This window comes from Mycobacterium sp., from assembly GCF_035640695.1.
Lineage (GTDB): Bacteria > Actinomycetota > Actinomycetes > Mycobacteriales > Mycobacteriaceae > Mycobacterium.
On record NZ_DASQVQ010000045.1, the window covers coordinates 1 to 10,349 of the forward strand.

Annotated in this window: 12 protein-coding genes and 1 pseudogene; 9 read left to right on the plus strand and 4 right to left on the minus strand. The window is 65.9% G+C overall.

Annotation, left to right across the window (positions count from 1 at the left end; translation table 11 throughout):
* The coding region (echA20, locus tag VE759_RS05240; protein WP_324928895.1) for a (7aS)-7a-methyl-1,5-dioxo-2,3,5,6,7,7a-hexahydro-1H-indene-carboxyl-CoA hydrolase at positions 1–543 on the minus strand (543 nt) is incomplete at its 3' end.
* Between the two features lie 226 nt (positions 544–769).
* Here echA20 and VE759_RS05245 point away from each other — a divergent pair.
* Both VE759_RS05245 and VE759_RS05250 read left to right on the plus strand, forming a co-directional pair.
* Positions 770–1,522: an SDR family oxidoreductase gene (locus VE759_RS05245; protein WP_324928917.1), complete on the plus strand. Its 753-nt coding sequence runs from the start codon at positions 770–772 to the stop codon at positions 1,520–1,522.
* Positions 1,523–1,535: 13 nt separating this feature from the next.
* Positions 1,536–2,435: an SDR family oxidoreductase gene (locus VE759_RS05250; RefSeq protein WP_324928897.1), complete on the plus strand. Its 900-nt coding sequence runs from the start codon at positions 1,536–1,538 to the stop codon at positions 2,433–2,435.
* Here the strand turns inward: VE759_RS05250 and VE759_RS05255 are convergent.
* Both VE759_RS05255 and VE759_RS05260 read right to left on the minus strand, forming a co-directional pair.
* Positions 2,432–2,878 carry a nitroreductase family deazaflavin-dependent oxidoreductase gene (locus tag VE759_RS05255; RefSeq protein ID WP_324928899.1) on the minus strand — a complete coding sequence of 149 codons (447 nt, stop codon included), beginning with the start codon at positions 2,876–2,878 and terminating at the stop codon, positions 2,432–2,434. The two genes, VE759_RS05250 and VE759_RS05255, sit on opposite strands and share 4 nt — an antisense overlap.
* Positions 2,879–2,899: 21 nt before the next feature.
* The gene (locus tag VE759_RS05260) at positions 2,900–3,352 is read right to left on the minus strand and encodes a nitroreductase family deazaflavin-dependent oxidoreductase (protein WP_324928901.1); all 453 of its coding nucleotides are present in this window, start codon (positions 3,350–3,352) and stop codon (positions 2,900–2,902) included.
* Positions 3,353–3,375: 23 nt separating this feature from the next.
* On the opposite strand from VE759_RS05260, the gene VE759_RS05265 reads away from it, so the two are divergent.
* Together VE759_RS05265 and VE759_RS05270 are read left to right on the plus strand one after the other, a co-directional pair.
* Entirely contained in the window at positions 3,376–3,759 is a 384-nt protein-coding gene (locus VE759_RS05265; protein ID WP_324928903.1) for a hypothetical protein, read from the plus strand.
* 144 nt (positions 3,760–3,903) lie between these two features.
* Positions 3,904–4,245, plus strand: coding sequence for a hypothetical protein (locus VE759_RS05270; protein WP_324928905.1), 342 nt, complete (start codon positions 3,904–3,906; stop codon positions 4,243–4,245).
* Between the two features lie 94 nt (positions 4,246–4,339).
* Here VE759_RS05270 and VE759_RS05275 read toward each other — a convergent pair whose 3' ends face one another.
* A complete protein-coding gene (locus VE759_RS05275; protein WP_324928907.1) occupies positions 4,340–5,503 on the minus strand; it encodes a steroid 3-ketoacyl-CoA thiolase in 1,164 nt (387 codons plus the stop codon).
* A 128-nt stretch (positions 5,504–5,631) separates the two neighbouring features.
* Between VE759_RS05275 and VE759_RS05280 the strand changes: the two genes are divergently transcribed.
* The 5 genes and pseudogenes from VE759_RS05280 to VE759_RS05300 all read left to right on the plus strand — a co-directional run.
* The gene (locus VE759_RS05280; RefSeq protein WP_324928909.1) at positions 5,632–6,885 is read left to right on the plus strand and encodes a cytochrome P450; all 1,254 of its coding nucleotides are present in this window, start codon (positions 5,632–5,634) and stop codon (positions 6,883–6,885) included.
* A 52-nt stretch (positions 6,886–6,937) separates the two neighbouring features.
* Positions 6,938–7,963, plus strand: coding sequence for an acyl-CoA dehydrogenase family protein (locus VE759_RS05285; RefSeq protein ID WP_324928911.1), 1,026 nt, complete (start codon positions 6,938–6,940; stop codon positions 7,961–7,963).
* Positions 7,948–9,111 (plus strand): acyl-CoA dehydrogenase FadE29, encoded by a 1,164-nt coding sequence (gene fadE29 / locus VE759_RS05290; RefSeq protein ID WP_324928913.1) that lies wholly within the window; start codon positions 7,948–7,950, stop codon positions 9,109–9,111. The genes VE759_RS05285 and fadE29 overlap by 16 nt, the downstream gene beginning before the upstream one ends.
* A gap of 75 nt (positions 9,112–9,186) precedes the next feature.
* The gene (locus VE759_RS05295; protein WP_324928915.1) at positions 9,187–10,134 is read left to right on the plus strand and encodes a bifunctional MaoC family dehydratase N-terminal/OB-fold nucleic acid binding domain-containing protein; all 948 of its coding nucleotides are present in this window, start codon (positions 9,187–9,189) and stop codon (positions 10,132–10,134) included.
* Positions 10,131–10,349, plus strand: a pseudogene (locus tag VE759_RS05300) (beta-hydroxyacyl-ACP dehydratase); the annotation flags it as partial. The gene VE759_RS05295 and the pseudogene VE759_RS05300, both read left to right, overlap by 4 nt.

Consider the following 10,349-nt stretch of genomic DNA (forward strand, 5'->3'; position numbering starts at 1 on the left):
CTCTTCGGGCGGCACCACCTCGTGCACCGACCCGAAGTGGTGCAGCGTCGCCGCGTCGACGGTCGCCGCGGTGAAGAACATCCGCCGCATCATGTGCTGCGGCACCAGCCGTGACAGGTGCGTCGCCGCGCCCAAGGCGCCGCGCTCCACCTCCGGGAGGCCGAACTTGGCGTCCTCGGACGCGACGATCACGTCGGCGTTGCCGACCAGGCCGATTCCGCCGCCGACGCAGAAGCCGTTGACGGCCGCGACGACGGGCACTGCGCACTCGTAGACCGCGCGGAAAGCCGCAAAGCAGCCGCGGTTGGCGTCGATCAGCGCGGTGAATCCCGGGGTGCGTTGCATCTCCTTGATGTCCACGCCCGCGTTGAAGCCGCGGCCCTCCGCCCGAAGGATCACCACGCGCGTTTCAGGGTTTTTCCCGGCGCCGGTAACGGCATCGGCCAACTGGAACCAGCCTCGGGACGGGATCGCGTTGACCGGCGGGTAGTCGACGGTGACGGAGACGATGCCGGGTTCGGTCACGGTGGACGTGATGGTCATGGCACTTCCTGGGGGGACGGTAGGAAAGCAAGCACTTGCTTGGTAAGCTAGCACAGTGCGTGACGCGGGCGGTGACGTTCCCCTGAACTTCGGAGGGGAGGAGCGCAGCGACCGGGGAATGACCATCGGAGGGCAGGAGCGCAGCGACCGGGGAATGAACGTCGGAGGGCAGGAGCGCAGCGACCGGGGAATGAACTTCGGAGGGCAGGAGCGCAGCGACCGGGGAATGAACTTCGGGTTGGACGGCAGGGTCGTCCTGGTGACCGGGGGCGTGCGCGGCGTAGGCGCCGGAATCAGCGCTGTCTTCGCCTGCCAGGGTGCGACCGTGGTGACGTGCGCGCGCCGACCGGTCGAGGGGCTGGCATACGAATTTCACCGGTGCGACGTGCGCGACGCGGATGCCGTGGCCGAGATGGTCGACAAGATCGTGGCGCGGCATGGCCAGCTCGACGTGGTGGTGAACAACGCGGGTGGTTCGCCGTACGCCTTGACCGCCGACGCGTCGCCTACCTTCCACCAGAAGATCATCGAGCTGAACCTGCTTGGTGTATTACATGTTTCGCAATGCGCTAACGCCGTCATGCAACGGCAGCAGGCGGGCGGGTCCATCGTGTCGATCGCCAGCGTGAGCGGGTGGCGGCCATCGCCGGGCACGGCAGCTTACGGCGCCGCCAAGGCAGGCGTGGAGAGCCTGACGGCGACGCTGGCTGTGGAGTGGGCGCCGAAGGTGCGTGTCAACGCGCTGCGGGTCGGCATGGTCGAAACCGAGCAGGTGGAGTTGTTCTACGGCGACGCCCAATCGCAGGCTGCCGTCGCCGCTACCGTCCCGCTCGGCCGACTGGCCAAGCCGACCGAAATAGGCTGGGCCGCGGCGTTTCTCGCGTCTGACGCGGCTTCCTACATCAGTGGTACGACCCTGGCGGTGCATGGCGGTGGCGAACCCCCGCCGTACCTGGCGGCATCGAACGCGAACAAGTAAAGGAGCGAAGGGCATGGGATTGGTCGACGGCCGGGTGGTGGTGGTGACGGGTGCGGGCCGTGGCATCGGACGCTCGCACGCGCTGGCGTTCGCCACCGAGGGAGCGCGCGTGGTGGTCAACGACATCGGCGTCGGGCTCGACGGGTCGGCGGGTGAAAACCCCGCGCAGCAGGTCGTCGACGAGATCACCGCGGTCGGCGGCGAGGCGATCACCAACGGTGACGACATCGCCGACTGGAACGGTGCGGCCAACCTGATCCAAACCGCCGTCGACAACTTCGGGGGCCTGGACGTGCTGGTCAACAACGCCGGCTTCATCCGCGACCGGATGCTTGCCAACACCAGCGAAGAGGAGTGGGACGCGGTCATTCGCGTGCACCTCAAGGGCCACTTCGCGCCGCTGCGGCACGCCGCGCAGTACTGGCGTGCCGAGTCCAAGGAAGGCAGGCCTGTTGACGCTCGCATCATCAACACCAGCTCGGCCGCCGGGTTGCAGGGCAGCGTCGGGCAGGGCAACTACTCGGCGGCAAAGGCGGGCATCGCGGCGCTCACACTGGTCGCGGCGGCGGAGATGGGCCGCTACGGCGTCACCGTCAACGCGATCGCACCCGCCGCGCGAACTCGCATGACCGAGAAGGTCTTCGCCGAGACAATGGCGCGGCCAGAGGACGGGTTCGACGCGATGGCAGCGGAGAACGTGTCCCCGCTGGTGGTGTGGTTAGGCAGCGCCGAGTCGCGTGACGTCACGGGCAAGGTGTTCGAGGTCGAGGGCGGCCTGATCCGGGTGGCGGAAGGGTGGGCGCACGGGCCGCAGGTCGACAAGGGCGCTCGTTGGAATCCCGCCGAGCTCGGGCCTGTCGTCAACGACCTGTTGTCGAAGGCGCGCCCGCCCGTGCCGGTGTACGGCGCCTAGTCCGGCTCGCACACGACGAGTGGGATGACCCGGTCGGCGGCTCTTTGGTAGCCGCGGTAGGGCGGATAGATTTTCGTCAGTTGCGGCCAGTACTTGGCGCGCTCCGCGTCGGTGGCATCGCGCGCTACCAGGTCCAGTTGCTGGTCGCGAATCTGGACGCGCACCTTCGCATTTGCCTTCAGGTTGCGGTACCACATGGGATGGCTGTTGCGCCCGCCGAACGACGCCGGCAGGATCACCCGCTCGCCGTCACGCAGGTACAGCGTCGGCGCGGTGCGCGGTTGGCCGGTCTTGCGGCCGGTCGTGGTCAGCAGCGCGGCGGGAAACCACAGCAGCTTCGCACCCAGCCGTCCGTTGGTGCGCCGATACACCCAGATGTGACAGCGGGCGAAGTATTTCAGAAGTACCGCAAGGAACTTCGAATTGCGAATCCACCCTGCCATGCAAAAGAAACTAGCCGCGGTTCACGGTTCGCAAACGACCAGAGGGATCTGGCGCGACGTCCACGACTGGTAGTCCGCATAACTGGGGTACATCTCGACGAGCTTGGGCCAGTACTTCGCGCGTTCCTCATCGGTGGCGTCGCGGGCGGTCAGGGCCAGCACCTCGTTCTTGATCTGAACCTGGACCTTCGGATTGGCCCTGAGATTCAGGTACCACATCGGGTTCTTCTCGCTACCGCCCTTCGACGCCACAACGATCACCCGGTCGCCGTCACGCAGGAAGTACAGCGGGCTGACCCGGGGCTGGCCGGTCTTGCGGCCGGTGGTGGTCAGCAGCGCGACGGGGATGTTCTGGAAAGTTCCGCCGAGTGCCCCGCCGCTGCGGCGGTACATGAAGGTGTTGATCCTCGAGATCCACTTGATCATGACATCCGCGTATTGCTTGTTGAGGTATCGGGGCGGTGGTTTGGGCATGGCGATCAGCATATGCTGACCCGGTGGAAACCGTCTCCGACACCGACCGCATCGCGGCGGCTGAAGCCTACATCGACGCGCTCGCCAGCCACGACGCCGAGTCGGTGCCGTTTGCGCCCGACTGCGTCCGCATAGAACAGGGCGTTAAGACCGGGTTCTCGGGAGATCACCTGCGGCGCAGCCTTAGTCGCGGGCCGCAGTACCGCATCATCGCAGCGACCACCGATCGCGATTTCAGGGTCGACGGCGACCGGGTGCACGCGACATTCACCGCCATCACCAAGGCATCATTGTTCGGCCGCCGCGTTGTTGCGACCGTCGACGAGACGTTTCTGATCCCCGCCGCCGACGGCAAGATTTATCACATCAGGGCGCGGATTCACCCGCGGATTCAGCGCAATCGCTAGACGTACCTTTGCGGCGGCACCCGGATTGAGTAGTGCCCACTAGCAATTCGAGTAGTGCAATACGCGTGGCCTCCATTTGCGCGTGACTCATTGTTGGCGTGACCGACGCGACCGCGCCGGCCACACACAATAAGGGGGCCAATGATGTTCACCAAACTGAAGAAAGCGGCAATCACCGCCGCCCTAGTAGCAGCCGCGGCACCGGCGGCCCTACTGGTCGGTGCAGGGACGGCGCAGGCTGCTGCCGGGGACCCGGAAGTGATCTACAACCCGCACCCCGGCGGTCTCACCGCAACGGTTAGGAACCACACATTCGACCAAACCCAGTGCACGTACATCGCCGATGGGTGGATCGTTCGCCAAGTCAACCTGTCCCCTTTCGGCAGCCAACAGTTGGAGTTCCCGGGGGTTCCGTTGTTCCACCCGTGGGACGTGAACCTGAGCTGCGACAACGGCAAGTCGACGCACTTCGTCTACTGGTACTAAGAAGCCGGGATGCGAACAAGCAAAACTGAATGCCGCACGGGCATGGTCGTCGCGATCGGGGGGTCGCGACGACCACGCCTCAACAGACGAGTGACTAAATGCGCTCGATGATCGTGCCGGTGGACAGTGCACCGCCCGCGCACATCGTGATCAGCGCGGTGTTCTGATCCGAGCGCTCCAACTCGTGCAGCGCGGTTGTGATCAGCCGGCTGCCCGTGCTGCCGACCGGGTGGCCGAGCGCGATCGCACCGCCGTTGACGTTGACCCGCGCCATGTCGGGGTTGTGCACCCGGGCCCACGACAACACCACGGAGGCGAAGGCCTCGTTGATCTCGACGAGATCGATGTCGCCGATCTTCATGCCCGCCTTCTCAAGCACCTTGGCCGTGGACTGCACCGGGCCGTCGAGGTGGTAGTACGGCTCGGCGCCAACGAGCGCCTGGCTGATGATCCGCGCCCGCGGCCGCAGACCCAATGCGCGTGCCTTGTCCTCGTCCATCCACAACACCGCGGCCGCGCCGTCGGAGATCTGTGACGACGTGCCCGGCGTGTGAATACCGCCGTCGAGGACCGGGTTCAGCTGGGCCAATCCCTCCAACGTGGTGTCGCGCAAGCCCTGGTCGCGAGTCACGGGAGCGCGCTCGGACGTCGGCTGCTTCTGGTCGTCTAGCACCGGCGCCTCGATCGGGCTGATCTCGCGGTCGAATCGGCCTTCCGCCCAGGCCTGCTTGGCCTTCTGCTGAGACGCCAGGCCGAACTCGTCGACGTCCTCGCGGGTGATGCCGCGACGCTTGGCGATCCGCTCGGCGGCCTCGAACTGGTTCGGCATGTCGATGTCCCACGATTCGGCGCGGATCGCCGAGCGATCCGGTCCGGCGTTGGCCCCCAATCCGACGCGGCTCATGGCTTCGATGCCGCAGGCCATGCCGATGTCGATTGCGCCGGTGGCGATCAGGCCGGCGATCAGGTGGTTCGCCTGCTGCCCGCTGCCGCATTGGCAGTCGACGGTGGTCGCGCCGACCTGCTCCGGCAAACCCGCGGTCAGCCAGGCGACCCTGGTGATGTTGTTGGACTGCTCGGCGTACTGCGTCACGCAGCCGCCGATCGCCTGCTCGACATCGGCGGCATCGATGCCGGCCTTCTCCACCAGAGCCTTTTGCACGGCGCCGAGCAGCTCGGTCGCGTGCAGGCCAGACAACCACCCGTTCCGCTTGCCGATCGGGCTGCGGGTGGCTTCAACGATGACAGGGTTACCCACCCCGTCAGGCTAGAACACGTTTCATTACTCTGACAAGCAAGGATGCAGCCGCGCCTTTAATCTGCGGTAAAGGCATGTTTCAATGGTGGCAACCTGGCACTAGACCACGTCGTATCGAGGAGACACCGATGCCTGCCCCGAACCTGCCCACCGGCTTTGACTTCACTGACCCCGACATCAACGTCGAGCGCCTGCCCATCGAAGAGTTCGCCGAGCTGCGCCGGACCGCGCCGATCTGGTGGTGCGAGCAGCCTATCGGCAGGGCCGGCGGCTTCAACGACGGTGGCTACTGGGTGCTGAGCAAGCACAAGGACGTCAAGGAGGTGTCGCTGCGAAGCGACGTGTTCTCCAGCTACGAGAACGGCGTGATTCCCCGGTTCCATGACGACATCGCACGCGAGAACATCGAAGTCCAGAGGTTCGTGATGCTGAACATGGATGCGCCGCACCACACCCGGTTGCGCAAGATCATCTCCCGCGGGTTCACGCCACGCGCGATCGGGCGGCTGCGCGACGAACTCAAGGAACGCGCGCAGAGCATCGCGAAGGCAGCCGTTGCGAGCGGTTCCGGCGACTTCGTCGAGCAGGTGTCTGCCGAGCTGCCGCTGCAGGCCATTGCCGGGCTGCTCGGTGTGCCGCAGGACGACCGCAAGGAGTTGTTCCGCTGGTCCAACGAGATGACCGGCAACGACGACCCGGAATACGCCCACATCGACCCGAAGATGTCCTCGTTCGAGCTGATTCAGTACGCCATGAAGATGGCCGAGGAGAAGGCCAAGAACCCCGGCGATGACATCGTCACGACCTTGATCAACGCCGACATCGAAGGAGAGAAGCTCTCCGACGACGAGTTCGGGTTCTTCGTCGTGATGCTCGCGGTGGCCGGCAACGAGACCACTCGCAACTCCATCACCCAGGGAATGATGGCGTTCATGGACTACCCCGATCAGTGGGAACTGTTCAAAAAGGAGCGTCCGGAAACCGCCGCCGACGAAATCGTCCGGTGGGCCACCCCGGTGACCTGCTTCCAGCGCACCGCTGTCGAGGACACCGAGCTGTCCGGCGTGCAGATCAAGAAGGGCCAGCGTGTGGTGATGTTCTACCGGTCGGCCAACTTCGACGAAGAGGTCTTCGACGACCCGTTCACCTTCAACATCCTGCGAGATCCCAACCCGCACGTTGGATTCGGCGGCACCGGCGCTCACTACTGCATCGGCGCGAACCTGGCCAAGATGACGATCGACCTGATCTTCAACGCCGTCGCCGACCACATGCCCGACCTCAAACCAATCGCCAAGCCCGAGCGGCTACGGTCGGGGTGGCTTAACGGCATCAAGCACTGGCAGGTGGACTACACCGGCAAGTGTCCGGTCGCCCACTAGGGGCCAACATAGGGCCGCAACCTAGGGCCGCAACGAATCGAGGAGGATTCGCTTGGACTTCAGTCCCGCCCCCGCCCAACAGGCTGTCGCCGACGTGGTCACGGCGGTGCTGGAGCGTGACAACAGCTGGCAAGCACTCGTCGACGGGGGGGTGGCCGCCCTTGGAGTGCCCGAACGCCTCGGGGGCGACGGCGTGGGTCTGCCGGAGATCGCTACGGCGCTCACCGAAATCGGCCGCCACGGCACCATCGGCCCGGCTTTGGCGACGCTCGGATTCGGCGTCGTGCCGCTGCTTGATTTGGCCGGCGCCGAACAGCAGGACCGCTATCTGGCGGGGGTTGCGAACGGCGCGGTGCTCACGTCGGCGCTGAACGAACCGGGGGCGCCGCTGCCGGACCGGCCGGCCACCACGTTCGCCAACAGTCGGCTGAGTGGAACCAAGATTGGTGTCGCGTACGCGGAACAGGCCGAATGGATGATCGTCACCGCCGACAGCGCGGTCGTCGTGGTGTCACCGCGGGCCGACGGCGTGCAGCTGACCAAAACGCCGACGTCCAGCGGCTCCGACGAGTACGTGGTGACCTTCGCCGACGTCGAGGCCGACGGGGTGCTCGACGGGGCGACCGCGTCCCGGGTCAACCAGCTGGCGCTGGCGGTGACCGGCGCGTTCGCCTCCGGGCTGGCGGCCGGGGCGTTGCGGCTGACCGCAGACTACGTGGCCAATCGGCAGCAGTTCGGAAAGCCGTTGTCGACGTTCCAGACCGTCGCCGCTCAGCTCTCCGAGGTCTACATCGCTGCGCGCACCATCGATCTGGCCGCCAAGTCGGTGATCTGGCGGCTGGCCGAGGGCCGCCTGGATGATTTTGCTGCCGACGACGACCTCGACGTGCTCGGCTACTGGCTCACGTCGCAGGCCCCGCCCGCGATGCAGACCTGCCACCACCTGCACGGCGGCATCGGAGTGGACATCACATATCCGATGACGCGCTACTACTCGACGATCAAGGATTTGACCAGGCTGCTGGGGGGCCCGTCGCACCGCCTCGACCTGGTGGGAGCGCAATGTTCATCGACCTGACACCCGAGCAGCGGGCATTGCAAGCCGAACTGCGACAGTACTTTTCCGGCCTCATCACTGCCGAAGAGGCGGCCGAGATGGAGACCGACCGGCACGGCAAGGCCTACCGCGCGGTGATCCGGCGCATGGGCCGGGACGGGTGGCTCGGCGTGGGCTGGCCGAAGGAGTTCGGCGGCCGCGGCTTTGGTCCGATCGAACAGCAGATCTTCGTCAACGAGGCACAGCGCGCCGACGTCCCGCTGCCGGCCGTCACGCTGCAGACCGTGGGCCCAACGCTGCAGATCTTCGGCAACGACGCACAGAAGAAGAAGTTTTTGCCGGCGATCCTCGCCGGTGAGGTGCACTTCGCGATCGGCTACACCGAACCCGACGCGGGCACCGACCTGGCGTCGCTGCGCACCACCGCCGTGCGCCAGGGCGACGAGTACATCGTCAACGGCCAGAAGATCTTCACGACCGGCGCCCACGACGCCGACTACGTCTGGCTGGCGTGCCGCACCGACCCGGAAGCCGTTAAGCACAAGGGTATTTCGATTCTCATTGTGGACACCAAGGACCCGGGCTACTCCTGGACGCCGATCATCACCAGCGACGGCGCGCACCACACCAACGCCAGCTACTACAGCGACGTGCGGGTGCCCGCAGACATGCTGGTGGGCAACGAAAACGACGGCTGGCGACTGATCACCACCCAGCTCAACAACGAGCGGGTGATGCTCGGACCGGCCGGACGATTCGCCGGTATCTACGACCGACTGCACGCCTGGGCTGCCAAGCCCGGCGGCGACGGGGTGACGCCGATCGACCACGACGACGTGAAGCGAGCCCTCGGCGAGATCCACTCGATCTGGCGGATCAACGAGCTGCTCAACTGGCAGGTCGCTGCCGCGGGTGAGAACATCGATGTCGCCGACGCGGCGGCCACGAAAGTTTTTGCCACCGAACGGGTTCAGTACGTCGGGCGGCTCGCCGAAGAAATCGTCGGCAAGTACGGCAACCCGGCCGAGCCGGACACGGCCGAGCTGATGAAGTGGCTGGACATGCAGACCAAGCGCAACCTGGTCATCACGTTCGGCGGTGGTGTGAACGAGGTGATGCGTGAGATGGTGGCGGCTTCCGGGTTGAAGGTGCCGAGGGTTCCGCGATGAGCGGTTCCGCGATGAGCGCTTGCGCGAAGAGCCGAGGACGCCGATGAGCGCTTGCGCGAAGAGCCGAGGACGCCGATGACGAACTTCGATGAGGCGGTAGAGCAGGTCAAGGCGGCGGGCCGCAGCAAGCCGCGCACCGGCCGTGATCCGGTGAACCGGCCGATGATCAACAACTGGGTGGAGGCGATCGGCGACCGCAACCCGATCTACGTCGACGAAGCGGCGGCCCGCGCAGCTGGACATCCCGGAGTGGTCGCGCCACCGGCGATGATTCAGGTTTGGACCATGCTGGGGCTGGGCGGTGTCCGCGGCGACGACGACCCGCTCACCCGGATCATCGACCTGTTCGACAACGCTGGTTACATCGGCGTCGTCGCGACCAACTGTGAGCAGACGTATCACCGGTACCTGCGCCCGGGTGAAGAGGTCAGCGTCAGCGCCGAACTCACCGACGTGATTGGGCCCAAGCAGACCGCGCTCGGCGAAGGCTATTTCATCAACCAGCACATCACGTGGCAGGTCGGCGACGAGGATGTCGCCGAAATGAACTGGCGCATCCTGAAATTCCGGCCGCGCGACGACGACAAGCCGGCGGTCCCCGACGACCTCGACCCGACCGCGATGATGCGTCCGGCGGCCTCGCGGGACACCGCGTTTTTCTGGGAGGGGGTTGCCGCACACGAACTGCGTATCCAGCGCCGTGGCGACGGCCGGCTGCAGCATCCACCCGTGCCGGCGCTCTGGCAGGACAAGGCCGAGCCGATTGACTACGTTGTCGCCAGCGGTAAGGGCACCGTGTTCAGCTTTGTCGTACATCACGCGCCGAAGGTGCCGGGCCGATCGCTGCCGTTCGTGATCGCGCTCGTCGAGCTCGAGGAGGGTGTGCGGATGCTCGGTGAACTACGCAATGTCGAACCCGCTGCGGTCGAGGTCGGAATGCCGGTGCAGGCAACGTATCTGGACTTCCCGGAGGACAACCGGGGGCCAGCGTGGACGCTGTACGCGTGGGAGCCGGCGGCATGAGCGCCGCGCGGTCTGAAGTCGCCGTCCGGGCGGCTCCGGCCGTCGAGGTGGGCACCAAGCTGCCCGAGCTGTCGCTGCACGGTGATCCGACGTTCATCGTGTCGACGGCGTTGGCCACCCGGGACTTCCAGGACGTGCACCACGATCGGGACAAGGCCCAGGCGAAGGGGTCGAAGGACATCTTCGTCAACATTCTCACCGACACCGGCCTGGTG

Bases quoted from the DNA above. Each gene is read 5' to 3' on its own strand.
- fadE29 (WP_324928913.1), top strand. From the start codon at position 7,948: ATGTTCATCGACCTGACACCCGAGCAGCGGGCATTGCAAGCCGAACTG.
- VE759_RS05270 (WP_324928905.1), top strand. From the start codon at position 3,904: ATGTTCACCAAACTGAAGAAAGCGGCAATCACCGCCGCCCTAGTAGCA.
- VE759_RS05260 (WP_324928901.1), bottom strand. From the start codon at position 3,352: ATGCCCAAACCACCGCCCCGATACCTCAACAAGCAATACGCGGATGTC.
- VE759_RS05245 (WP_324928917.1), top strand. From the start codon at position 770: ATGAACTTCGGGTTGGACGGCAGGGTCGTCCTGGTGACCGGGGGCGTG.
- VE759_RS05255 (WP_324928899.1), bottom strand. From the start codon at position 2,878: ATGGCAGGGTGGATTCGCAATTCGAAGTTCCTTGCGGTACTTCTGAAA.
- VE759_RS05295 (WP_324928915.1), top strand. From the start codon at position 9,187: ATGACGAACTTCGATGAGGCGGTAGAGCAGGTCAAGGCGGCGGGCCGC.
- VE759_RS05280 (WP_324928909.1), top strand. From the start codon at position 5,632: ATGCCTGCCCCGAACCTGCCCACCGGCTTTGACTTCACTGACCCCGAC.
- VE759_RS05250 (WP_324928897.1), top strand. From the start codon at position 1,536: ATGGGATTGGTCGACGGCCGGGTGGTGGTGGTGACGGGTGCGGGCCGT.